This window comes from Halogeometricum rufum (assembly GCF_900112175.1).
Taxonomy (GTDB): domain Archaea; phylum Halobacteriota; class Halobacteria; order Halobacteriales; family Haloferacaceae; genus Halogeometricum; species Halogeometricum rufum.
In genome coordinates this window covers 1,181,234-1,205,010 of sequence record NZ_FOYT01000001.1, presented here as the reverse complement: position 1 = coordinate 1,205,010, position 23,777 = coordinate 1,181,234, and the positions used below count along the sequence as shown (strand labels likewise).

24 protein-coding genes are annotated in these 23,777 nt (G+C 67.4%); 10 read left to right on the top strand and 14 right to left on the bottom strand.

Going from position 1 to position 23,777, the window contains the following annotated elements:
* Positions 1-30 precede the first annotated feature (30 nt).
* Positions 31-729, top strand: coding sequence for a type 1 glutamine amidotransferase domain-containing protein (locus BM310_RS06320; protein ID WP_089805680.1), 699 nt, complete (start codon positions 31-33; stop codon positions 727-729).
* A gap of 41 nt (positions 730-770) precedes the next feature.
* Here BM310_RS06320 and BM310_RS06315 read toward each other — a convergent pair whose 3' ends face one another.
* Positions 771-1,073 (bottom strand): transcriptional regulator, encoded by a 303-nt coding sequence (locus BM310_RS06315; RefSeq protein WP_089805678.1) that lies wholly within the window; start codon positions 1,071-1,073, stop codon positions 771-773.
* 187 nt (positions 1,074-1,260) lie between these two features.
* Here BM310_RS06315 and BM310_RS06310 point away from each other — a divergent pair, with 187 nt between their 5' ends.
* Positions 1,261-2,220, top strand: a complete 960-nt coding sequence (locus tag BM310_RS06310; protein WP_089805676.1) for a sugar phosphate nucleotidyltransferase — start codon at positions 1,261-1,263, stop codon at positions 2,218-2,220.
* A 29-nt stretch (positions 2,221-2,249) separates the two neighbouring features.
* Here BM310_RS06310 and BM310_RS06305 read toward each other — a convergent pair whose 3' ends face one another.
* On the bottom strand, positions 2,250-2,969 hold the full coding sequence (locus BM310_RS06305) for a diphthine--ammonia ligase (protein ID WP_089805674.1): 720 nt from the start codon (positions 2,967-2,969) through the stop codon (positions 2,250-2,252).
* A gap of 110 nt (positions 2,970-3,079) precedes the next feature.
* Between BM310_RS06305 and BM310_RS06300 the strand changes: the two genes are divergently transcribed.
* Both BM310_RS06300 and BM310_RS06295 read left to right on the top strand, forming a co-directional pair.
* Complete coding sequence (locus BM310_RS06300; RefSeq protein ID WP_089805672.1) at positions 3,080-4,009, top strand: winged helix-turn-helix domain-containing protein; 930 nt, start codon at positions 3,080-3,082, stop codon at positions 4,007-4,009.
* 195 nt (positions 4,010-4,204) lie between these two features.
* Positions 4,205-5,362, top strand: a complete 1,158-nt coding sequence (locus BM310_RS06295) for a right-handed parallel beta-helix repeat-containing protein (protein WP_089805670.1) — start codon at positions 4,205-4,207, stop codon at positions 5,360-5,362.
* A 3-nt stretch (positions 5,363-5,365) separates the two neighbouring features.
* On the opposite strand, the gene BM310_RS06290 is transcribed toward BM310_RS06295, so the two are convergent.
* On the bottom strand, positions 5,366-6,319 hold the full coding sequence (locus BM310_RS06290; protein WP_089805669.1) for a phosphoadenosine phosphosulfate reductase family protein: 954 nt from the start codon (positions 6,317-6,319) through the stop codon (positions 5,366-5,368).
* Positions 6,320-6,549: 230 nt separating this feature from the next.
* Positions 6,550-7,521: a phosphoadenosine phosphosulfate reductase family protein gene (locus tag BM310_RS06285; protein WP_089805667.1), complete on the bottom strand. Its 972-nt coding sequence runs from the start codon at positions 7,519-7,521 to the stop codon at positions 6,550-6,552.
* A 597-nt stretch (positions 7,522-8,118) separates the two neighbouring features.
* Here BM310_RS06285 and BM310_RS20880 point away from each other — a divergent pair.
* Positions 8,119-8,523: a hypothetical protein gene (locus BM310_RS20880; protein WP_143105117.1), complete on the top strand. Its 405-nt coding sequence runs from the start codon at positions 8,119-8,121 to the stop codon at positions 8,521-8,523.
* An 88-nt stretch (positions 8,524-8,611) separates the two neighbouring features.
* Here BM310_RS20880 and BM310_RS06280 read toward each other — a convergent pair whose 3' ends face one another.
* The 5 genes from BM310_RS06280 to purB all read right to left on the bottom strand — a co-directional run bounded on the left by BM310_RS06280 (position 8,612) and on the right by purB (position 13,126).
* Positions 8,612-9,178, bottom strand: coding sequence for a DUF7110 family protein (locus BM310_RS06280; RefSeq protein ID WP_089805665.1), 567 nt, complete (start codon positions 9,176-9,178; stop codon positions 8,612-8,614).
* A 218-nt stretch (positions 9,179-9,396) separates the two neighbouring features.
* On the bottom strand, positions 9,397-9,738 hold the full coding sequence (locus tag BM310_RS06275) for a glutaredoxin family protein (RefSeq protein WP_089805663.1): 342 nt from the start codon (positions 9,736-9,738) through the stop codon (positions 9,397-9,399).
* 67 nt (positions 9,739-9,805) lie between these two features.
* A complete protein-coding gene (gene gfcR, locus BM310_RS06270; RefSeq protein WP_089805660.1) occupies positions 9,806-10,447 on the bottom strand; it encodes a transcriptional regulator GfcR in 642 nt (213 codons plus the stop codon).
* Positions 10,431-11,510: a glucose 1-dehydrogenase gene (locus BM310_RS06265; RefSeq protein ID WP_089805658.1), complete on the bottom strand. Its 1,080-nt coding sequence runs from the start codon at positions 11,508-11,510 to the stop codon at positions 10,431-10,433. The genes gfcR and BM310_RS06265 overlap by 17 nt, the downstream gene beginning before the upstream one ends.
* 230 nt (positions 11,511-11,740) lie before the next feature.
* Positions 11,741-13,126: an adenylosuccinate lyase gene (gene purB / locus BM310_RS06260; RefSeq protein ID WP_089805656.1), complete on the bottom strand. Its 1,386-nt coding sequence runs from the start codon at positions 13,124-13,126 to the stop codon at positions 11,741-11,743.
* A gap of 168 nt (positions 13,127-13,294) precedes the next feature.
* On the opposite strand from purB, the gene purH reads away from it, so the two are divergent.
* Together purH and BM310_RS06250 are read left to right on the top strand one after the other, a co-directional pair.
* On the top strand, positions 13,295-14,872 hold the full coding sequence (gene purH, locus BM310_RS06255) for a bifunctional phosphoribosylaminoimidazolecarboxamide formyltransferase/IMP cyclohydrolase (RefSeq protein ID WP_089805654.1): 1,578 nt from the start codon (positions 13,295-13,297) through the stop codon (positions 14,870-14,872).
* A gap of 356 nt (positions 14,873-15,228) precedes the next feature.
* Positions 15,229-16,647 carry an FAD-binding oxidoreductase gene (locus tag BM310_RS06250; protein ID WP_089805653.1) on the top strand — a complete coding sequence of 473 codons (1,419 nt, stop codon included), beginning with the start codon at positions 15,229-15,231 and terminating at the stop codon, positions 16,645-16,647.
* Positions 16,648-16,686: 39 nt separating this feature from the next.
* Here the strand turns inward: BM310_RS06250 and BM310_RS06245 are convergent, their stop codons facing one another.
* Entirely contained in the window at positions 16,687-17,124 is a 438-nt protein-coding gene (locus tag BM310_RS06245; RefSeq protein ID WP_089805651.1) for a universal stress protein, read from the bottom strand.
* A 106-nt stretch (positions 17,125-17,230) separates the two neighbouring features.
* Between BM310_RS06245 and folP the strand changes: the two genes are divergently transcribed.
* The 3 genes from folP to BM310_RS06230 are packed head-to-tail and all read left to right on the top strand — an operon-like array spanning position 17,231 to position 20,929.
* Positions 17,231-19,735: a dihydropteroate synthase gene (gene folP, locus BM310_RS06240; RefSeq protein WP_089805649.1), complete on the top strand. Its 2,505-nt coding sequence runs from the start codon at positions 17,231-17,233 to the stop codon at positions 19,733-19,735.
* Positions 19,736-19,791: 56 nt separating this feature from the next.
* Positions 19,792-20,550 carry an NRDE family protein gene (locus BM310_RS06235; RefSeq protein ID WP_089805647.1) on the top strand — a complete coding sequence of 253 codons (759 nt, stop codon included), beginning with the start codon at positions 19,792-19,794 and terminating at the stop codon, positions 20,548-20,550.
* A 25-nt stretch (positions 20,551-20,575) separates the two neighbouring features.
* Complete coding sequence (locus BM310_RS06230; RefSeq protein WP_089805645.1) at positions 20,576-20,929, top strand: helix-turn-helix transcriptional regulator; 354 nt, start codon at positions 20,576-20,578, stop codon at positions 20,927-20,929.
* 183 nt (positions 20,930-21,112) lie between these two features.
* Here the strand turns inward: BM310_RS06230 and psmA are convergent, their stop codons facing one another.
* Genes psmA through BM310_RS06210 form a run of 4 tightly spaced genes read right to left on the bottom strand, consistent with a single transcriptional unit; the run spans position 21,113 to position 23,777 of the window.
* Positions 21,113-21,877, bottom strand: coding sequence for an archaeal proteasome endopeptidase complex subunit alpha (gene psmA, locus BM310_RS06225; RefSeq protein WP_089805643.1), 765 nt, complete (start codon positions 21,875-21,877; stop codon positions 21,113-21,115).
* A 6-nt stretch (positions 21,878-21,883) separates the two neighbouring features.
* Entirely contained in the window at positions 21,884-22,363 is a 480-nt protein-coding gene (locus tag BM310_RS06220) for an Rpp14/Pop5 family protein (protein WP_089805641.1), read from the bottom strand.
* A complete protein-coding gene (locus BM310_RS06215; RefSeq protein WP_089805639.1) occupies positions 22,364-23,098 on the bottom strand; it encodes a class I SAM-dependent methyltransferase in 735 nt (244 codons plus the stop codon).
* Positions 23,082-23,777 (bottom strand): RNase P subunit p30 family protein, encoded by a 696-nt coding sequence (locus BM310_RS06210; RefSeq protein WP_089805638.1) that lies wholly within the window; start codon positions 23,775-23,777, stop codon positions 23,082-23,084. Before BM310_RS06210 ends, BM310_RS06215 begins: the two co-directional genes overlap by 17 nt.

Genomic DNA, 23,777 nt, shown 5'->3' with positions numbered 1-23,777 from the left:
TTTTTCGGCGGGCGACCGTACTGCGGACGCATGTCCGAAACGACAGCGCTGTTCATCGTCAGCGAAGCCGGGTACTGGGGCGAAGAGTGCGTCGAGCCGTTGACGACGCTCTCGGACGCGGGCGTCGATGTCACCGTCGCGACGCCGACGGGCGAAAAGCCCGTCGTAGACGAACGCTCCGTTGACCCCGACGAGGTGGGCGAGGAGACGTCCGAGAAGGTGCTGGAGGTACACGAGAACGACGAGCGACTGGCCGACCCCGAACCGGTCGCGGCGGTGGACGCCACCGACTACGACGCCGTCGTCCTCCCCGGCGGCCACGGTACCGAGTGGGACGTCAATCAGGACCGCCACGTGCGACAGGCGCTTCTGAGCGCCGTCGGCGGCGACCGGGGGAAGGCGCTCGTCGTCTGCCACGCCGTCGGCATCCTCGCGTTCACGCGCGAGGCGGACGGGAGCTTCCTCGTCGAGGACCGCGAGGTCACCGGCTTCCCGAACGAGTGGGAGGAGGGCATCGTCGACGAGAACGACCTGATGCCCGACGGGCGGAAACTCCCCTACTGGGTCGAAGACGAGGTGAAGGCCGCCGGCGGCGTCTGGGACGCCGAACTCGACCAGGACGCGAGCGTCACGGTGGACGGTGACCTCGTCACCGCGCGCGGGCCGGGGTCCTCGGCCGCCGCCGCGGAGACGCTACTCGAAGAACTGGGCGTCGAACTCGAAGCGTAGTCGCGGTACCGACGACTCGGCGGCACGCGGCCCCGAGTCGGTCACTCTATCTTGAACACGGCCTCTTCGATGCGTTCGGACCGACAGTCCGGACACCGCGAGGGGTAGTTCACCGGGTCGTCGAACGCCGAGAACCCGCACTCTCGGCACTCCGGCGGCGCGACGAGGAACTGCTCGTCGTCGTCGGCCGAGTCGACGGACCGAGCGACGTGTCTGAGGTGGTGGTACGCGGACGACCGGGGGATACCGACCGTCTCCGAGAGGTCCGAGGCAGTCCGCGGGGCGTCGCGGAGGGCGTCGGCGATTCGCTGCCGCGTCGTCGCGTCCGAGTCCGACTCCGACATGCACCGCCGTACGCGCCCATCACGTGTATGTGTTCTCCTCCGATGGGTCGGAGCCGGGACGCTCGGGATGGGAACGGTTGCATCCGGAAGTGTCCCGTTCTCACACGGCTTTCAGCATCCGAGACAACGTATCACCGACTGGGGAAGATGGGAAAAGAACTTGATACCGCGGTAAGTCATTCCGTGCATGAAGGCTGTCGTCCTTGCAGGAGGCTACGCGACGCGACTCTGGCCCATCACCAAGCACCGGCCGAAGATGTTCTTGCCGGTGGGCGAAGAGACGGTTATCGACGTGATATTCGAGGACTTGGAGGAGGACGACCGAATCTCCGAAGTGTTCGTCAGCACCAACGAGCGCTTCGCGGAGACGTTCGAGGAGTACCTCGCCGACTCGCCGTTCGAGAAGCCGACGCTCTCCGTCGAGGAGACGGTCGCAGAGGACGAGAAGTTCGGCGTCGTCGGCGCGCTCGAACAGCTAATCGACCGCGAGGGCGTCGAGGAGGACATGGTCGTCATCGCCGGCGACAACCTCCTCTCGTTCGACGTGGCGGAGTTCGTGGACTTCTTCGAGGAGAAGGGGACGCCGTGTCTCGCCGCCTACGACGTGGGGTCGAAGGAGCGGGCGAAGTCGTACGGACTGGTCGAACTCGACGGTGACCGCGTCGTCGACTTCCAGGAGAAGCCCGACGACCCCAAGAGCACGCTCGTCTCCATCGCCTGCTACGCGTTCCCGGCGGAGACGCTGCCGAAGTTCGACGAGTACCTCGAAGACGGCAACAACCCCGACGAACCCGGCTGGTTCCTCCAGTGGCTGCAGAACCGCGGCGACGTGCACGCGTTCACGTTCGACGGCGCGTGGTTCGACATCGGGACGGCCGAGAGCTACCTCGACGCGGTGTCGTGGTACCTCGACGGCGAGAACTTCGTCCACGACACGGCGACGGTGACGGACTCCGAACTCGGCGAGAACGTCTACGTGATGGAGAACAGCGTCGTCGAGCACTCGACGCTGGAGCGGTCGGTCATCTTCCGCGACTCCATCATCCGCGACGCCGACATCCGCGGCACCATCGTCGACGAGGACACGCACATCGAGAACCTCGACCTCTCGAACGCCCTCATCGGCGCGCACTCGCACCTCGAATAGCCGAGCGACGACCCGGTTCTTTCTCGACCCTACTCGCCGAGACGCGCGTCCGTGATTTCGAGGTGGCCGCGCGTCCCCTCCCACACCGTCTCGTACTCCAGTTCGACGGGGCGGGACATGTGCGGCCCGTCGGTGACGAACGTCTCGAACTCGCCGCCCTCGCCGAGGACGTGGACGCCGTACTCCTCGTTGAGTCGGACCAACTCGTCGAGTGCGTCGCGGTCCAGCGTCCGCCCCAGCCACGACTCGTCCAGTCCGTGCGCGGCGACCTGAACGATGCGTATCTCGAACCCGGCGTCTATCATGGCCACGCCGAGTTCGCGGGGGTCCTCCTGCCAGAGCGGTGCGAACAGGTCGATTCCGAGCCGGTCGCACATGCCCTGGATGCGGTTCGTCTGGTACTCGCTCTCGACGGCCCCCGCGGTGACGCCCGCGAGGTCCATCTCCGCGGCGAGGTCTTCGAGTGCCGCTTCGAGCGGTTCCAGTTCGGCGTCGCCCTGGTCGCCGGAGTCCGTCGCCTCCGCCGCCCCCAGGTCGTCGGGCGTCACCTCGACGAGTTCGATGCCGATGCTCTCGGCGGCGAGTGCCGCGAGGTGCGTCGCCGGGACGTGGTACATGTAGGAGTCGTCGCCGGGGTGGACGGTGAGCAGTCGAGTGACGTTCAGGCCCGCTTCGAGCGCGCGGTACAGCGCCCACGAGGAGTCCTTTCCGCCCGAGAAGAGACTGACCCAGTCGCCGGATTCGGTCATCAGGGGACCGTACAGCGCTGGTTCGTATATCGCCTCCGGTTCGTCGGGCGTCGCGAACGCCCCGCCCGGCGACGGTACTGTTTACTCCGTCGCGCGCGTCCCGGTTCGCAGTGGTGAACGACGTGTCGCCGTCCGACGAACCCGAGACCACCGACGCCGACGGACCCGAACCAGCGGCCGCGTTCGCCGTCCTCGGGAGCGAGACGCGGCTCCGAATCCTCCGTGAACTGTGGGAGTCCGACGACCGGCCGCTGGGGTTCTCGACGCTCCGCGCACGGGTCGGGATGCGCGACCCGGGCCAGTTCGCCTACCACCTCAACCGACTCGTCGGACCGTACGTCACCAAGTCCGACGACGGCTACGACATCAGGATGGCGGGTGTGAACGTCGTCTGGGCGGTCGTCTCGGGCGAACTGACCCCCGGTGCCGAGTCGAAGACGTTCCCGGCGACCGGCGACTGCGAGGACTGCGGCGGACCGCTCCGCGCCCGGTACGAGGACGAACTGTTCTACGTCGAGTGCGCCGACTGCGGCCGCGGGTACTCGATGGCGCCGTTTCCACCGAGCGGGTTCGTCGATCGGACGGAGCAGGAGGTACTGGTCGCGTTCGACCGTCGGAGCCGACCGATATACGAACAGGTCGTACACGACGTGTGCCCGCGCTGTGCGGGGCACGGGACGGTGTCGCTCGTCGACGACGACGCCGACCGACGGGCCGGAGAACCGGACCCGTCCCAGTACGAGGCGCTGGCAGTCCGGTTCCGGTGCGACGTGTGCGGCCTGTGGGCGTCCGAACGGGTCGACGTGTTGCTCACGCACAACGACCGCGTCGCGGCGTTCCACCGCGACAACGGCGTCGACCTCGAGGAGGTTCCGATTTGGCTCCGCCCGCGACGCGTCGACGCGAACGCCGAACTCCGCGCGACGCGCCCGCTCTCGTTCCGCGTTCGCTACACCGCGGGCGCGGCGACGCTCGAACTCGTCGCGGACGAGACGCTCGCCATCGACGCCGACTCGATGGTCGAGTCCGGCGACGGGTGAGCATTCGAACTGAAGGGAGTTTCACTCGTCTCGTAGACAGAAATAATATTCAGCTGTCACTTATGGTCGCAGCGGTCGTAACTCGAAGCACGGAAGCCCGCACGGAGGGGTGTCCACCCGGCCTGTTCCCGCACCGCGCGCAGGGGCCGTACCGAGGGCGTCGCTCGTAACCGCGGGACCGTCCGAGGAGATTCGATGTTCACAGTCAAGATAGCGGCAGCGCTGTTCGCCGTGTCGGTACTCGTCGCCGGCGTCGGCACAGAATCGGTGCGAGAGGCGGGTTACGAACGCGGTCCCGCGCTCGTGACGACGTGCACGGCCATCACGGACCCCGGAGAGTACGAACTCACGCGGGACGTCGTCAGCGAGAGGTACGACTGCTTCCGGATAGAGAGCGACGGCGTCGTCCTCGACGGCGGCGGCCACGAAATCACGCCGAGCGACGGCCTGCGTGAGTTGGGCGTCCGTCTCGCGATGCCGACGCCCGACCACGTCGGCGTCGGCGTCCGCGTCGGGTCGAGGCGTCCCGTCGCGGCCGTGACCGTGCGGAACGTCCGGTTCGTCGGCCTCGACGTCGGTGTCTCCGTCTCGAACGCCGAAAACGTGCGTATCAGCGGCGTCGGCGCCGAAGACGTCGCCACGGGAATTCTCGTGACGTCGTCGGGGGACGTCTTCGTGACCAACTCGGTCGTCGTCGGGAGCGCCGAAGACGGCGTGGTCGTCCGAGATTCGACGGGCGTCGTCGTCGCCGACACGACGGTGGAGGACGGTCTGGTCGCCGGCGTCGTCCTCGAATCCGTCGAAGACGGTCGTCTCACGCGAGTCCGCGCGCGCGGCAACGACGGCGACGGATTGCTCGTGGCGGAGTCGGACGGGGTCGCTCTCGACTCCTCCCGCGCGGAGGCGAACGGCGTCGGCCTCCTGCTGATGGACTCGCACGGCGTCGCGGTGACCGGCCTCGTGGCCGAGCGGAACGAGTTCGCGGGCGTCGGACTCGTGCGGTCGGACGGGAACCGCATCCGGGACGTTCGGGTCGGCGGAACGACCGGACGTCGGCCGGTACTGGACGCGCCGAGCGACCTCTGGCTGTACGCGTCGAGCGAGAACTGCGCGGAGAACGTCTCCGTTGAGGGCGGAGGCGGGTGGGTCGTCTACATGCGGGACGGGTCGACCGACAACCGGGTCGCGGCACTCACCGACGGGCTGTCATCCGTCTCGTTCGTCGGGTCCGACGTCGCCGTGGCGTTCGGCGACGCGCTGGGAGAGTCCGGACGGTCGAGCGGCGGCGCGCCCGTCGTCGAACCGACCGGACCGGCGTGGTCGTACGACCCTGCGACGGCCGCCTGTTCGTGAGCGTCACATATAGCCCAAGTCCCGGAGGCGGCCCATCAGGTCCTCCTTGTCCTGCGCGCGCCCCTCGCGTTCCGTGCTCGCGCCGAGGTCCTGGACCCACGCGGGCCGGTCGTCGGACTTCGCCGACCCGGACTCGGTGCCGAGCGACCGGAAGCCCTCGAAGTACTTCGGCGAGACGGGGATGTCCGTCGCCGCGACCCCCTCGGGCAGGTCGTCGGTGCTCTCGGGGACGTGACCGACGGGGTAGCCCGGCGCGGCGTCGGGGACGATGAACTCCCAGAACGCGGCCCAGATGTCCGCCTCCTCGAACTGGAGGATGGGGTGGACTCTGTCGTGCGGGGGGTACTTCTCGGAGTCGTGGCGCGGCGAGAAGAACGTCTCCTCGGCGCGGGACTCCTGTTCGTCCCAGCGGACGCCCGAGAAGATGCCGTCGAACCCGCGGTCCGCGATGACGTCGTTGAGCGCGACGGTCTTCAGGAGGTGGTTGCCCTCGAAGGTGTCGGCGTCGAGGGTGAGCGTGTCGCCCTCGTAGTCGAGGCGTTCGAGTTCGCGGCGGTTCGTCTCCGAGAGGTCCGCGAGGGGAATCTCGTCGCCCGGACTGGCGTCGAGGCGGACGAAGTCCTCGTTGCGGGCGAAGACGAGGTCGAGGTCCCACTCCTCGGCCCAGCGTTCGACGAACGCCACCGTCTCGGGGAAGTGCTCGAAGTGGTCGATGAAGACGACGGGGGGCACCGGGACGCCCATCTCGGCGGCGACTTCGCGGACCACGTAGAGGACGACGGTGGAGTCCTTCCCGCCGGTCCACATGACCGCGGGGCGGCGGTACTGTTCGAGTGCCTGCCGGGTCACCTCGGCGGCGTTGGCAATCTTGTCTTCGAGCGTCGGGTAGTCGGCGGCGCTCTCGCCGCGGCCGGCGTCGTAATCGAGCGAGACGTACGAGGGGAACGTGGAAGACATCGTGAACGTATATCGCGCGACCACGATATCTACCTTTGCGTGGCTATCTGTTCGCACGGGTCAGTCGCGTCGGCCGCGACTCTCGAAGAAAAATCGACCGACCACGTCGCTGCAGTCGGCGAACCGCGACGGTCTGGGCTTCGAGAACGTCTGTTCTGCGGGCGAGTCGGCGCACGCACGTCACGTCCGACCGAACGGACGCCGGCGGGTGCCGGAAGCGTGCCGCCGAGTTACATGTAGCCGAGGTCGCGCAGGCGTTCCATCAGGTCCTCTTTGTCCTGTGCGCGGCCCGCGCGCTCGGTCGTGTTCTCCATATCCTGCAGCCACGCCGGTTCCTCGGTGGTCTTGTCCGTCGAGACTTCGCTGCCGAGCGACCGGAAGCCGGCGAAGTACTTCGGCGAGACGGGGATGTCGTCCTGCGTCAGACCGTTCGGCAGGTCCTCGGCCGACTGCGGGACGTAGCCGTCCTCGGGGAAGTCCTCGACGGTGTCCGGCACGACGAAGTTCCAGAAGGCCTGCCAGACCGACGCTTCGTCGAACTGGAGGATGGGTTGGACGCGGTCGTGCGGCGGGTAGATGTCGGGGTCGTGACGCGGCGAGAAGAACGTCTCGTCCGCGCGCGCCTCCTGTTCGTCCCAGCGGACGCCGGAGATGACGCCGTCGACGTCGTACTCTTCGAGGGCGTCGTTCAGCGCCACCGTCTTCAGGAGGTGGTTGCCGACGTACGTGTCCAGCAGGAACGGGAACGTGTCGTCCTCGTACTCCAGCAGGTTGCGGATGTGGTGCTGGTTGTGCTCGGACAGTTCGTCGACCGGGATGTCGTCGCCCGGTTCGAGTCCGTGTTCGTCGACGTACGCGCCCACGTCCTCGTTGCGGGCGTAGATGACGTCGAGGTCCCACTCGTCGGCCCACTTGTCGACGAAGTCGTGAATCTCGTCGAAGTGCTGGTAGTGGTCGATGAACACCGCCGGCGGCACGTCGTAGCCGTGTTTCTCGGCGACCTCTTTGATGAAGTAGAGGCAGAGCGTCGAGTCCTTCCCGCCGGTCCACATCACGACGGGGTTCTCGTACTCTTCGAGGCCCTTCTTCGTGACTTCGATGGCCTTCTCTATCTTGTGCTGGATGCTCGGATAGTCTTCGGGAGTCTCTCCTTCGCCGTCGCTGTAGTCGACGTCGAGATAGTCGGGGAAGCCTTCTGCCATACAGTAATTACATCTAATTAGCGGGGTAAAGTGTCTTTTGCCCTGCGCACGCCGTGGGAGTGACCGCCATGAGGTAGCAATCCCGAATGAGAATCATGGATTCGACATTAATAATCCTGCACGTTCAACTGTAATAAGTCGGATTGAATGGTGGTTCAGGAGTCTGCGAAGCACCTGTTCTGAACGACCAACGGAAGGCATTAAGTCGCCAACCTGAGAGGCGATTCGTAGCTCTGGAAACGTTTAAAAGCGACACAACTATAACGAATATAATATCATTCTACAGTCACGATGCCTCGTCCATTCCGGTTGTTCTCACACTACGATTTCTTTAGCGTCTTTGTCCCCGGACTGGCGACGCTGATGGGGTTTTATTTATTACTCCCAAAACCAATCAATATTAGCGTTGTAGGCGCAATAGTACCAGTGCTGGTATTTGCGTTCGTTTTTGGGCAGGCACTTCATGGGTTCGCAGCGTGGCTAGAATCCGTTGCCGGGAGAACGCGTTTCTCAAGCAGTCACCGGGACCACTTTCTAAGTCAAATTTCTGATGTAGACCAGCGAGTAGTCAGTTTGTTTAAAGAAGAATGTAGTCTGATGTTCAGAGACCCAGCCTTCATAGATATCGGGAGTGAGGTTTGCACAGAGAAGTGGAGTGAGTTGTATCCACTTGTTCAGAGCTACATCTACAATAGTGAGGTGGGTCGGTCAAGAATGTTTCAATCGATCTTCTCTTTCGCTCGAAGTATGTTTGTACTCCTGACTGGCCTTCCAGTTCTTTACGCCATTCATTTTTACTTCCGACAAAACGGAACGATTGCCAGACCACCGAAGTACCTCCTGTACTTCCCTAGTTATGCAGATTTCATGGAAGTCGTTATTCCACTCTGTATAGCAGGGGCTTTGTTATTCGGCTATACTGCCTATTCCTACAAACGATACTTCGCAGAATACCTCATTTCCGATTTTGTCGCACTACGAGAACAGGAGAGCAGAGAATGAACAGAATCTGCACAAACTACTGAATAGGGTATGAGAAGCAGACACGGCCGTAAACTGTAGTGGCTAAGTGTTTAGCGCCTACGTCCCGTCAGTCGCTGATGAACTTGTTGTCGCGCCAGTTGACGCCGCCGCCGCCGGACCCGCCCTTCGAGGGGTTCTCGACGACCTCGATGCTCGCCGGTCGTTCTTCCCCCTCGACGATACGCGTCGCGTGCAGGTCGCCGTCCGCCTCGGTGATGGCGGTGAGCGTCCCTTTCTCGGAGATTTTGGCGATCTCCGTGAGTACGAGGAACATCGGGTACTGGAGGGCGGTGTTCTGGAGAACCGTCTCGCGGTCGCCTTTGAAGCAGGCGAACTCGACGAGTTCGGAGGGAATCTCCTCCTCCTCTTCGCCCCACTTCGGGGCACCCGCACGCGGAGGTTCTTCCTCGTAGACGCGGTTCTCCGTGACGCTCGCTTTGAGCTGCGCCGTCGGAGTGTACTTGCTGAGATTGTCGTCGGCCGCGACGGCCTTGAGGATGAGCGTGTTGTTCCGGCGGGTCACCTCTACGTCCTCGACCTCCGGCGGGAGGTCGGGGTCGTTCTCGAAGTACTCCATGACATCTTCCAGTGGCAGTTCGAGCGTCGAATGAAGTCGGTATACGCGGCCTGACATTGTTGGAAACAGTATCGGAGTGCTGTGACGCGCGGCGGCGCGACGTCGATACCTGTGTGCATGTAGGGCCTGCGAACATATATGGCCTACTCTTTGATTCGGTGTATCGAGTCGAAATAGAAGTCGTTCCGAACGCCGCCGGACGGGGCTTCGGTTCCGGGGCGTCTGAAGGTGTTTTCGGTCGCCTCAGCGTCTGTCGTGGGCGTCGAATCCTCGTCTCAGGCGGACAGCGTCTCGCCGAGTTCGCCGCGTTCGTCCAGTTCCGAGAGGATGTCGCTCCCGCCGACGAACTCCCCGTCCACGTACGTCTGCGGGATGGTCTCCCAGCCGCTGTGTTCCTTCAGGGCCGCGCGGTAGGCGTCGAGGGCGGGGAGCACGTCCACCGTCTCGAACGACTCGCGGTGCTTGCCGATGAGTTCGAGGGCGCGCGCGGAGTAGCCGCACTGCGGCATCAACTGGTTGCCCTTCATGAACAACACGACGTCGTTCGACTCGATGAGTTCCTCGACTCGCTCTCGAACGTCCGCTTCGGACAGGTCGTTCCCGGGTTCGAAGGTCATGTCCCGGGGTAGGCGACGACGCGACAAAGGGGTTGCGTCGCAGGAGGCCGAGGCGAGGGCCGGAGCGCTACGACTCGCGGCCGACGCCGACCACGTCGATGAGCGAGTAGACGGGGACGCCGTCGATGTCTTCGAGTCCCTGTTTGTCCACGATGACGACGCAGGCGACCGGTTCGCCGCCCTCCTCGCGGATGGCGTCGATGGTCTCCGTCATCGTCGTGCCGGAGGTGACGGTGTCGTCCACGACGTAGCACTCCCGGTCGCGAATCTGCGCGAAGTTGCGCGAGAACGACCCGCCGAGTTCGTCGATGTCGCCCTCGTCCCACTGGTGTTTCGCGGGCGCGTACGACCCGAGGTCCGTGTCGAGTTCCCGCGCGACGACGGTGGCGAGGGGTGCGCCGGCCTTCTCGATGCCGATGGTCAGGTCCACGTCCTCGCCTTCCTTCTGCAACAGGTCGGCCATCGCGTGGGCGATGTACCCCATGCGCTTGGAGTCCCGGCCGATGGCGCTCCAGTCGACGTGGATGTCCTGCGGACCGCTCGTCCCGCCGGCGTCGTCCGTCTGCTCGGGACTCGACGCGCCGCTTCGGTCCACGAGCCAACTCGCCGTCTCGCGAGAGACGTTCAGTTCGTCGGCGATCTCACCTTTCGACAGACCTCGGTCCGCGAGTTCGGCCGCACTCGCGATGAGGTCATCGACGTTCTTCATACGTGCTGAATTGTACGGCGGTTTTTATAGTGGTGTCGTCGTCTTCGAATGCCGCCGCGAACTCGTCCAAGTCGTAGACGCCGGTGACGAGTGCGTCGGTGAACCACTCGGGGAACTCCGCGAGGGTGTCCACCGCCGACTCGAAGTGCTTGACGTGGGAGTTGACGCTGCCGACGACGCTCTTGTTGTGCAGCACTATCTCCCGGTGTATCTCGCCGCCGTCCACCTCGAACTCCCACGACCCGGGGACGCCGAGGAGGGCGGCGACGCCGTTCGGTGCCAGCGCGTAGATGCTCTCGAAGGCGTGCTTCGCGTACCCCGTCGCCTCGAAGACGAAGTCCATCGGTTCGAACTCGTCGGCGACGGCGGAGACGGGCGTCTGCCGGGAGTCGACGTACGTCGCGCCGAGTTCCTCCATCACGTCGATGGTCGGGTCCGGCCGGTCCCGGCGGCCGAGGCAGTAGAGGCGTTCGTAGTCGAGTTTGTCGCGCAGAAGCGCCAGCGTCAGGAGGCCGAGACTGCCGTTACCGAGGACGATGGCCGACTCGGGCTCCCACGTGAAACTCGACCGCGAGGCGTACGCGAGTTCGACTGCCTTCTCGGCGATGGAGACGGGTTCGACGAGGAAGCCGAGGTCCGCCATCGCCTCGGGAACCTTCACGAGGTAGTCCTCGTGGCTGACGAAGTACTCGGCCATGAAGCCGTGGTCGCCGACGATTCCGCGTTCGTGGTACATCCCCTCCGGCGCCATGTCGGGTTCGCCACGCTCGAAGTACTCGTTGCCGCCGTTCGGCGGGCGCCGGACCGTCGGGACGACCACGTCGCCGGCCTCGAAGCGGGTCCCGTTCGGGTCCTCGACGACCCCGACGGCCTCGTGACCGAGGACGAGGTGGTCCTCTCCCTCGGGGAACCCCCCGTGTCCCCCGGAGATGACCTCGTGGTCGGTTCCGTCGACGCCCACGCGGAGGGTGCGAACGAGGGCCTGACCCGCCGACGGGTCCGGCCGCGGCTTGTCAACGAGGACCGGTCGTCTCTCCCCCTTCTTCACTGCGATAGCTCTCATGTACTGTCGGTAGTACCCACCCCACCAAAAGATTTATTCTATCATGAGTAAAGCATTGAACACGGTGAGCGCCCCGTCGTGCCAGCCCACGACGTACACGCGCTCAATCACAGTCTGTCCAGCCCGAACGTGTCGGCGCTCACCGCTACCCGTGCCAGTTTTCGCCCCGGAGAGGCAGAGAAAAGCCGCGGAGCCGCGTCTGTAGCCCGATTTCGAGTCGGGAGCCGCGTCTACAGGTCGTCCACGAGTTCGTCGCCCAGGCCCACGTACGTCGCGGGCGAGAGCGCCCGCAGTTCGTCGCGGACCGACTCGCTCACGTCGAGTTCGTCGAACAGGTCGCGGAAGTCTTCGAGCGTCACGTCGCGGCCGCGGGTGAGTTGCTTCACCCGTTCGTAGGCCTCCGTGTCGCCCTCGCGCCGGAGGATTGTCTGCACCGCCTCGCCGACGAGTTCCGGGTGGGCGTCCAGTTCCTCGCGCATCACCTGCTCGTTGGGAACCACCTTGTCGAGGCCCGCCGCCGTCTTCCCGTAGCCGATGAGACAGTGAGCGAACGCCGCGCCGACGTTCCGCTTGACCGTCGAGTCCGACAAGTCGCGCTGGAGTCGGGAGTTCGTCACGTAGTCCGCGAGGAACGTCAGGTCGGCGTTCGCCTTCGAGAGGTTGCCCTCGCTGTTCTCGAAGTCGATGGGGTTGACCTTGTGCGGCATCGTCGACGACCCCGTCTCGCCCGCGGCGGCCTCCTGCCCGAGGTAGCGCTGGGAGACGTACAGCCACACGTCGCGGTCCAAATCGAGGAGGACGTTGTTGACGCCGCGGAGCGCGTCGAACAGGGCCGCGAGGTCGTCGCAGGGGTTCACCTGCGTCGTCAGCGCGGTGTGTTCCAATCCGAGTCCGCCGACGAACGACCGGGAGAACGCGCGCCAGTCCACGTCGGGGTACGCGGCGACGTGCGCGGCGTACGTCCCCGACGCGCCCGCGAGTTTCCCCGACAGGCCGGCGGCGGCCTCCTTCACCCGGCCGAGTTGCCGGCCGAGGCGGGCGGCGTAGACGGCCATCTCCTTGCCGAACGTCGTCGGCGTCGCGGGCTGACCGTGCGTGCGCGCGAGCATCGGCGTCGCGCGGTACTCGCGCGCCAGCGACGCGAGTTCGTCGCTGACGTCCGCGACGGCGGGGGCGAGAACATCCTCGACGGCCGGCTTGACCAGCAGGCGGTGTGCGAGGTTGTTCACGTCCTCGCTCGTGAGTCCGAAGTGAATCCACGGGTGGACGCGTTCGGGCGTCTCCGTCCGGACGAAGTACTCGACGGCCTTCACGTCGTGGTTCGTCGCCGAGTACCCCGCCGCGCCCTCGGTTTCGAGGCGCTTGACGAGGCGGGCGTCGTCGCCGTCGAACGACTCGTACAGGTCGCGAACCGTCTCGCGTTCGGCGTCCGAGAGGGTGAGCGGCGTCGCGTCGAGGTCCGCGAGAGCGACGAGATACTCGGCTTCGACCCGGACGCGGGCGCGCATCAACGCGGCCTCGCTGGCGTACGGGACGAGGGGTGCGGTTCGACCGGCGTATCGGCCGTCCAGCGGCGACACGGCGGCGAGCGGGTCCGAGCGGGAGAGGTCGTCCATGCGCGAGGATGCCCGTGGGCGCTCCAAAAGCGTATCGATGGCGTATCCCACTCTCGTGCATACCTCGTCGGTTTTCGCGGGAATAATGCGCCGTTTGTATCCTCGAACGTGCATATCTACCCCGCGAATACCGCAACTGTTTTTCTCCCGGCCCGTGGCTGTTCTCACATGACCAAGATTGCCGGTCTGGCGAGCAATCGCGGGCGGAACCTCCTGCACATCGACGAGCGGACACCCGGCGGCGCCGAACTCGCCGTCGTCCTGTCGAACGAGGAGGGCGCGCCCGTCCTCGACGCGGCGGCCGAACGGGGCATCCCGACGGAAGTCGTCGAACGCGAGGCCGAGGAGTCCCGGGAGTCCCACGAACGGCGCATCCTCGACCGCCTGTCGAGTTACGACTTCGACCTGGTCTGTCTGGACGGCTACATGCGCGTCCTGACGGAGACGTTCGTCGACGAGGCGCCCACCACGCTCAACGTCCACCCGTCGCTGCTCCCCTCGTTCCCCGGCACGGACGCGCACGAACAGGTGCTCGACGCCGGCGTCCGGATGACCGGCTGTACCGTCCACGTCGTCACCGAGGCGGTGGACGACGGCCCCATCGTCACGCAGGAGTCGGTCCCCGTCTACGAGAGCGACGACGAGGCGTCGCTGAAAGACCGCGTCCTCCACGAGGCCGAGTTCACGGCCTACCCCCGTGCAGTCCGCTGGTTCGCCGAGGGCCGCCTCGACGTGTCGGACGACTCGGTGACCGTCGAGGGCGACGACGGCGGGGACTTCCCCGAACGCCGCCTCGTCTCCGACGACCGAGTGACCGAACTGCGGTACGGCGAGAACCCGCACCAGGACGCCGCCGTCTACGCCGACGACGCCTGCGAGGAGGCGTCCGTCGTCCGCGCGCCCCAACTGAACGAGGGAGCGAAGGCGCTGTCGTACAACAACTACAACGACGCCGACGGCGCCCTGAACCTCGTCAAGGAGTTCGACGAACCCGCCGCGGCGGTCATCAAGCACACCAACCCCGCGGGCTGTGCCACCGCCGACTCCCTCGCGGAGGCCTACGAGCGAGCGCTCTCGACGGACCCGATGAGCGCGTTCGGCGGCATCGTCGCGCTCAACCGCGAGTGCGACGCCGAGACGGCCGAACAGATAGTCGACTCGTTCAAGGAAGTCGTCGTCGCGCCGGGCTACACCGACGCCGCCCTCGACGTCCTCACCGGGAAACAGAACCTCCGCGTCCTCGACGTGGGCGAACTCGGCGAGCGAACCGACCGCTTGACCGAGAAACCCCTCGTCGGCGGCCGCCTCGTGCAGGAACGCGACCTGTGGGCGCCGACCGTGGACGACCTCGAAATCGTCACGGAGACCGAACCCACCGACGAGCAACTGGAGACGATGCTGTTCGCGTGGAAGGTGCTGAAGCACGTGAAGTCCAACGGCATCCTGTTCGCCGCGGGCACCGAGACGGTGGGCGTCGGCATGGGACAGGTGTCCCGCGTGGACGCCGTCAAACTCGCCGCGATGAAGGCCGAAGAGCACGCGGAGGGGAAGGGACCGGCGGGCGCCGTGATGGCCTCCGACGCGTTCTTCCCGTTCCCGGACGGCATCGAGGTGGCCGCCGAGGCCGGTATCGAAGCCGTGATTCAGCCCGGCGGGTCGGTGAACGACGAGGACGTCGTCGCCGCCGCCGACGAACGCGGCATCGCGATGGCGTTCACCGGACGGCGGTGCTTCCGTCACGATTGAGCGAAGCGAAAGCGTGTCTGAAGCTCGAAAGACGAGCGCGAGTGAGTCTTTCGGCGCTTCCGTCACGATTAGTGACGGACGCTCGCGTCGGAGCGAAGCGAAGACGCGGTGTTTCCGTCACGATTAGTGACGGACGGTCGCATCTGAGCGAAGCGAAGACGCGGCGGTTCGGGCGCGGCCGAGCGGTGGTCGACGCGGACGACACCGCAGAGCGGTGATACGGCGGTTCGGGTACGACTGACGGGGGCGTCCGACGCGGGCGGCGTCCCGCCGTCGGTCACGGAGTGTCAATCTACCTTTATCTCCCGAGCGAGCGTCCTCCCGGCACGTACTGGGAATCACCAGTCCGACCACCCGTGAGCACCGTCACACCCACCCCCGACCCGTCGCTCGTCGCCGAACTCCGCGCCGCCGTCACCGGCGACGTGGTGACGCCGACGGACGCGTCCTACGACGACGTCCGAACGCTCTGGAACGGTCGCGTCGACCGCTACCCGGCGTTCGTCGTCCGCGTCGCCTCGACGGCGGACGCCGCGGCCGCCGTACGCTTCGCCCGCGACCACGACCTGCGACTCGCCGTCCGCGGCGGCGGCCACCACGTCACGGGGAGCGCACTCGTCGACGGCGGTCTGGTGGTCGACCTGTCGTCGCTGACCGCCGTCGAACTCGACGCCGAACGCCGGACGGTCCGCGTCGGCGCCGGATGCCGCGTGAGCGACGTGCTCGCCGTCACGCAGGAACACGGCCTCGCCGTGGTCTGCGGAAGCGCCGCGCACAACGGCGTCGCCGGGTCGACGCTCGGCGGGGCCATCGGGTGGCTCCGCCGCGCTCACGGCCTCGGCGTCGATTCGCTCCGGTCGGCCGAGGTGGTCACCGTCGACGGCGAGGTACTGACCGCCAGCACCGACGAGAACGCCGACCTGTTCTGGGGGCTCCGCGGCGCCGGCGCCAACTTCGGCGTCGTCACGAGTTTCGAGTTCGACTGCGTCCCCGTCGGTCCGGAGGTGGCCGTCGCGCAGGTGGCCTACCCCGCCCCCGACGCGGCGTCCGTCGAACGCCTGCTCCGCGACTACCGCGCGTACGCCGCCGACGCGCCCGACGAGGTCACGTCGATGGCCGTCGTCACCTCGGTGCCGCCGCTCCCGTTCGTCCCTCCCGAGTTCCACGGCGCCCCCATCGTGATGTACTACGCCGTCTACGCGGGCGACCCCGAGGCGGGCGAGGCGGCGCTCCGCCCCCTCCGCGAGATGGGCGACCCCGCGATGGACGTCAGCGACCGGATGCCATTCCTCGCGCTCCACGAGGTGGCGAACGAACTGTTCCCGACCGGAAACCGCTACTCGTGGCACTCGCTGTACGCGACGGCGGCGTCCGACGACCTGCTGGCGCGACTGGCGGCCCACGGCACCGCCCGGCCCGGGCCGGAGTCGTCGCTCACGCTCTGGCACCTCGGCGGCGCCGTGCGCGACGTGGCGGCCGACGCCACGGCGTACGCGCACCGCGACGCGGCGTTCCTCGTCTCCGTCGAGGCCGGGTGGCGCGACCCGGCCGACGACGAGGCACACCTCGCGTGGGCCGAGAGCGCCTGGTCGGACCTGCGCGACGCCGACGCGACGCTGTCGGCGTTCTACCCCGGCTTCCCCGGGTTCGTCGAGGGCGAGGCGCGCGGACGGATGGCCTACGGCGACAACTACGACCGCCTCGCCGAACTGAAGGCCGTCTACGACCCGGAGAACCTGCTCGACAGCAACCTCAACGTCCTCCCGGCGCGCTGAGTCCCTTCTCGAACCGGCCAACCGGTCCCGTTCTCGCCCTCAGTCCCGCCCGATGCTCACGACGAGGACGGGGCGACTCGTGTTCTGCACCACCCGTTCGGTGACGCTGCCGAGACTGGCGAGTTTGTCGCGACCGGTGCGGCCGTGCGTCCCCATCACGACCACGTCCACGTCGTGTTCCTCGGCGTAGTCGAGGATGCAGCGGTAGGGGACGCCGTCGCGGACGGCCGTCGTGCAGTCGACGTCGGCGTCGCGGACCGTCTCGGCGACGCCGTCCACGGCCGTCACGGCGTCCTCGTGCAGCGACTCCTGCAACTCGTCCTTCTGGTCTTCGCCCGCCGCGAGGTAGAGGCGGCGGTCCACCACCGAGAGGACGTGAATCGTCGCCCCCGAGAGCGACGCGACCTCCATCGCGTGTTCGAGCGCCTTCTCCGTCCCCTCGCTACCGTCGGTCGGAACCAGAATCGAATCGTACATCGTCCCCCGATTCGACGCCCGGGGTAATCAACTTCAGTCCCGGCGTACCCCCCGTCGTCGCTCCACGGTCCGACACTCCTAAGCGCAGTCCTCCTGACCATCTGGTATGCAGTATCACGAGGCCGTGCGGTTCCTCCTCGACCTCCGCCGGTTCCAGGTCAAGCCGGGCACCGAGTCCGTTCGGTCGCTCCTCGCCGAGTTCGACGACCCCCACGAGGACGTGACGTTCGTGCAGGTGGCGGGGTCGAACGGGAAGGGCAGTACGGCGCGGATGACCGAGGCGGTCCTCCGGGAAGCGGGGCTGACGGTCGGACTCTACACGTCGCCGCACTTCGAGACGGTCCGCGAACGCGCCCGCGTGGACGGGCGAAAGATACCCGAGTCGGCCGTCCGCGAGTTCGTCGAACGGGCGAAGCCGTGGCTGGTCGAACGCGCCGCCGAGGGTGACCCGCTCACGTTCTTCGAGGTGGTGACGGCGATGGCCATCTGGTACTTCGCCGAGGCCGAGACCGACGTGGCCGTCCTCGAAGTCGGTATGGGGGGGAAACTGGACGCGACGAGCGTCGTCGACCCCGTCGCCGCCGCGGTGACGAACGTCTCGCTCGAACACACGGCCGTCCTCGGCGACACCGTCGCGGAGATAGCCGAGAAGAAGGCCGCCGTCGCGCCCGCGAACCAACCGCTCGTGACGGGCGCGACGGGCGACGCCCTCGCGACCATCCGCGACCACGCCGGGAGCGTCGTCACCGTCGGAACCGACGACGCCGACGTGACCGTCCGCGCGGGCGAACGCGTCACCCACCAGGAGTCGGCCGTCTCGGTCGTCGCCGACGACTGGCGCGTCGAGGGGCGAATCCCGCTTGTGGGCGACTATCAGGCCGTGAACGCCGGTATCGCGTGCGTCCTCGCGCGACAGGTCGCCGACGAACTCGGGGTGGCGCTGGACGCGACGACGCTCGAACGCGGCCTGCGGACCGCCCACTGGCCCGGCCGGTTCGAGGTGATGGAGACGGACCCGTTCGTCGTCCTCGACGGCGCGCACAACCCCAGCGCCTGCGAGTCTCTCGCGACGGTCCTCGACGACTTCGACTTCGGAGCGTTGCACCTCGTCTTCGGCGCGATGCACGACAAGGACCACCGCGCGATGGTCGACGCCCTCCCGGACCCCGACTCGGTGGTCGCCTGCCGCCCGGACAACCCGCGCTCGGAGGACCCCGAGACGCTGGCGCGCGTGTTCGAGAACGCCGGCGCGGACGACGTGACCGTCGGCGACGACGTGGCCTCGGCCGTCGCGACGGCGAGCGAACGCGCCGACGAGGGCGACTGCGTCCTCGCACTCGGCTCGCTGTTCCTCGTCGCCGAGGCGCGTCAGACGTGGACGCGGACGGTGACGCCGGTGGACGTGCGCGACCGAACCGACGCGACCGACCTGCTCGAACGGGCGCACGTCGCCGACAGGGACGCCGCCGAGGCGCGCGAGGAGAGCGTCCACCGCGTCGTCCGCCTGTCGCTGCAGCGACGCGACGCCCGGACCGTCACGGAGGCGATGCTGACCGCCGGCGGCGACTGCGCCACCGCCGGCGACGCGGGCAACGGCGAACTCGCGGACGTGGTGCTGTCGGGGACGCTCGCGGCGTTCGACCGCCTGACGACGCGACTCGCCGCCGAATCCGACGGCCTCGCGGCCGTCGCCGCGGACGTGCGAGCGTGCGTCGGCCTCGACTGCGACGCCGACGGCGACGCTGACGTGGGCACCGCCGACACCGACGCCGACGCGACGGCGGACCGGTCGAACGACTACCCGTGGGACGACCGGACGGCGGTGATGGGCATCCTCAACGTCACGCCGGACAGCTTCCACGACGGCGGCGAGTTCTTCGACGCCGACGCCGCCCTCGAACAGGCCGAGGCGATGATAGACGCCGGCGCCGACATCGTCGACGTCGGCGGCGAATCCACCCGCCCGGGCGCCGAGGAAGTGCCCGTCGAGGAGGAGATTCGCCGCACCGTCCCCGTCATCGAGGCGCTCGCCGACGTGGACGCGTTACTGTCGGTGGACACGCGCAAGGCGGCCGTCGCCGAGGCGGCACTCGACGCGGGCGCGGACATCCTGAACGACGTGACCGGGCTCGAAGACCCCGAGATGCGCTTTCTCGCCGCCGAACGCGACGTGCCGGTCATCGTGATGCACAGCATCGACGCGCCCGTCGTCCCCGGCAAGGACGTGACGTACGACGACGTGGTGGACGACGTGATAGACGAACTCCGCGAGCGAATCCTGCTCGCGGAACAGGCTGGCGTCCCCCGGGAGAACGTCATCGTGGACCCCGGAATCGGGTTCGGCAAGTCCAAGCCCGAGGAGTTCGAGCTTCTGGACCGACTCGGCGAGTTCGACGCCCTCGGCTGTCCCGTCCTGTTCGGCCACTCGCACAAGTCGATGTTCGAACACGTCGGCAGCGAGGCGGGCGACAACCTCCCGGCGACGCTCGCGGCGACGGCCCTCGCGGCCGACCGGGGTGCGGACGTCGTCCGCGTCCACGACGTGCCGGAGAACGTCGCCGCCGTGAACGTGGCGCTGGCGACGCGGGACGCGGTGCGGTTCGAGGAGTAGCCCGCCCGTCGCCCGAGCGCCCAACCGTTTTCTCGCCGCCGCGCCTACTCCGACCCGTGTGTACGCTGACCATCGCGTGGCAGGTGTTCGAGGAAGCGCCCGTCGTCGTCGCGGCCAACCGCGACGAACTGACCGACCGGCCGTCTGAACCGCCGAGCGTCGTCGAGGGCGACCCGGCGTTCGTCGCCCCGCGCGACGCGGAGGCGGGGGGGACGTGGGTCGGATACAACGAGCGCGGCGTCTTCGTCGGCGTCACCAACCGCTGGGTCGAGGTGGCGGGCGGCGGCGAACGCTCGCGCGGCCGACTCGTCCGCGACGCCCTGCGGGCAGAGAGCGCCGCGGCCGCGCGCGAGACGGTGGAAGCCGCCGTCGCGGCGGACACGTACGACGGGTTCAACCTCGTCGTCGCCGACGCCGCCGACGCCTTCCTGTTCGAGTGGGACGGGACGCTGTCGACGACGCGACTGACGCCGGGCGTCCACGTCGTGGTGAACGTGGGGGCCGACGGCGACTACTTCGAACCCGCGCGCCGGCCCGAGGCGGGGCGGGAACAGGCGGACAACGCCCGACGCGTGCGCGAGGCGCTCGAACCCCGCGAACGGTCCGACCGGGAGTCCGCCGACGCGTGGCGCGAGCGTGCGGCGTCGGTGCTGCGCGACCACGACTACGGCGTCTGCGTCCACGACCCCGAGGGCCGGTACGGCACCCGGTCGTCGTCGCTCGTCACCCTGCGGGCCGACGGCGACGCCGACTACGCCTTCGCCCCGGGGCCGCCCTGCGAGACGGCGTACGAACCCGTCGAAAGTCAGGTTTAAACGGCACGCGGACGACTCACGGGATATGAGCGCAGGCGAGGCCGAAGCCGACCTCTCGGACGACGAACGTGCAGGACTCGAACTCATCCGAGAGACCGGCGGCATCCACCAGAGCGACTTCTGGAAGGAACTCGACATCACCTCCCGGAAGGGAAGCCGTATCGCAGAGCGTCTGTTCTCGCTCGACCTCATCAACCGCGAAGAGACGGTGTACAACGGACACAACACCTACTACCTCGAACCGACCGCGCGCGACCTCGACTTCTCGATGCTGATGGCCGGCGACATGCTGTCGCCGTTCATCGGCGAGGAGGAGATAAACGCCAACAGCAACGCCTTCTCGCAGTGGCTGATGAACCTCGCGTACGAGGAGTACTGAACCGCCGCCGTCGCGGCCTCCACCGTCGTCCGCGGCCCCTACCGCCGTCGTTTCGACCCGCGAGACGCATCGCTCGTGAGCGTCGGTGACGGCGTCGGGACCGTCCGGAGTCGAGGGCGACGCGACTCCGTGAAAACTGCGCGTCGAAGCGTCGAGGAGAGTCCGCGGGAAGCGAGTGCGGGACTACTCGGCCGGTTCGTCCGTCTCGTCCTCGTCCGTCGGTTCGAGGTCGTTCTCGACGATGTACTCGTCTATCTCGTCGTTGGTGAGTTCGACGAACGCCTCCGTCTCGGTGGTGACGGTGGCCACGTCGACGCCGCCCGATTCGAGTTGGCCCTCGTTCGTGGAGGCGATGGCGCGGAGTGCGAGCCCGATGCCCTCGTCGAGAGTCAGGTCGTCGCGGTAGTTCTCTTCGAGGTACTCCTGGAGGTCACCTCGTTCGGCACCGATGGAGACGGCCTTCCACTCGTACGGCGTCCCCGAGGGGTCCGTCTCGTACAAGCGCGGCGTGCCGTTCTCGATGCCGCCGATGAGGAGGGCGACGCCGAACGGGCGTGCGCCGCCGACCTGCGTGTACTGCTGGATGTGGTCGGTGACTTCCTTCGTCAGCGTCTCGATGCCGATGGGTTCGCCGTAGCGCAGTCGGTTGACCTGCGCCTGCCGGCGGGCGAAGTCGATCAGTTGGCGCGCGTCGGCGACGTGGCCGGCCGAGGCGATGCCGACGTGGTCGTCCGCCTTGTGAATCTTCTCGACGCTCGTCGGTTCCATGAGTGGCGACCGGGAGCGCTTGTCGGCGGCGAGGACGACGCCCTCGGGCGTCCGGACCCCGATGCTCGCCGTCCCTCGTTTGACTGCTTCACGCGCGTACTCTACCTGGTAGAGACGACCATCGGGCGAGAAGATGGTAATCCCGCGGTCGTATGCCTGCTGTTGGGCTTGTCCCTGCATAAGTTATCACTCGAAATCGAGTTGCGCCGCGCCGACGAACCCGTCGGCCCCGCGAACGTCGACCCGTGAATCACGGATGACGGCGGGCCGCGACTCGTCCTCGAACACGACGTCTCTCTCTTCGGAAGTTCCGGCCCGGCGTCCTAAATACCTTTCTTCACAGGCACGCACCGTACCGGAGACGCCGGCGACGCGGACGCCGACGGGCGACCCGTTGACCGTCGAGAGGCAGGTGAGCGCCGCCCGGGCCCGGTCCTCCGCGCCGCGGTAGGCGCGCACCACCGTCTCGCCCTCCCCGTCGGCGAAGGAGAACGACAGCACCGTCAGGTCGGCCGCGGCGCTTCCGCTGTCGCCGAACAGGTTCTGCGCGGCGTACCACAGTTCGCGCTGGAAGTCCCCCCGGTCGAACGACGCGTCGGGCCACGACTCCAGTTCGACGGCGAGGTAGCGCCACCGGGGCTGGAGGTGTTTCGGCAGGTGTTTCATCTACTCGTCGACCGGGAGTCGGTCGCTCGCGTCACCAGATTTCATCTGGTGGGCTGTCGAGCTTCGCTCGACAACGTCGCCGAACCGTTCGGCCACCAGCACGCCCACCTGGTCGTGGACGCGTTCGACGGCGGTGAGGACGAACCCCTCGTCGGTGAGGGCGTCAGCGAGCGTCCCCACCGTCGCCGGGTCGTCGACATCGGGGCTGTAGAACGGCTCCTCGGGGTCGGGCTCCCCGAAGAACATCAGGTCGCCGAGGACGAACCGGCGGGGGTCCAGGTCGGCGACGACCGAGATGGCCTCGCGTTTCTCCTCGTCGGAGAGGTGGTGCATGGCGAAGTTCGAGACTGCGACGTCGACGCGAGCGCCGTGAGCGTCGGCTCGGGGCGTCTGCGACGACCCGGTGTCCACCTCGCCGTCGTAGTTCGGGTCGCGGAAGCGACCCTCGCCGAACTCGACGTCGTCGATACCTTCGCGCTCGGCCTTCTCGCGGGCCCGTTCGAGCATCCCCTCGCTGACGTCGCGGCCGACGACGCGCTTCGCCGTCGGCGCGAGGGCGAGGGCTATCGCGCCCGTCCCCGTCCCCAGGTCGAGGACGACGTCCTCGTCGGTCGGTTCGGCGTGGTCGATGACGAGGTTCGCGCAGGCGCGGTACGCTTCCGAGTCCTGCGACTCGTCGTAGTCGGCGGCCGCGTCGGAGAAGCGGGCGGCGTGTTCCTCAATCGTCTTCTTCATATCTGCCACGTTCGACACCCGGGGCTATGAACGACTCGGACAAGCGCTCCCGGTTGCGGGCGGCGACGTCACCCCACGCGGCGAGTCCGTCGCGGACCCACTCGGCCCCGAGGCCGATTTCGTCGCCGACGGCCGCGAGTTCGCGCGGGGCGCGGAGCGTCAAGTGGGAGGCGGCGTTGGCGCTGACGACGTACGGCGCGTCGTAGTGGTCGAGGATGCGCTTGAGTTTGCGCAGCGAGTCGAGATGCTGGACGCGGTGGCCGCCGGTCGAACGGAGGACCGGCCCGAGGTCGAACTCGACGGCGACGCCGTTCCGCTCGGCGGCCTTCGCGAGGACGTGGTTCACGTCGCCGTCGCCGGCGAACGGCCGAGTCAACACGTCCACGCGGTCCTGTTCGACCGCGAAGCGGTTCAGGCGGTCCGTCCCGCCGCGGACCAGCACCAGCGTCCGGTCCGGGCGGTAGTTGCCGACCGCGCCGCTGGCCTGCTCCGGTCCCTCGGCGACGATTTCGACGGCGTCGACCACGTCGCACGGCGCCTCCTCGCGAAGCGTCTCGTAGTCGGGGCTCGCGTCGTCGCCGCGGACGACCACGCCGTCGTACCCGTAGCGGGCGGCCGTCGTCGCGAATCGGGCCGCCGTGCTGTCGCCGTCGGGGTGCGCGTGGACCGCCTCGTACAT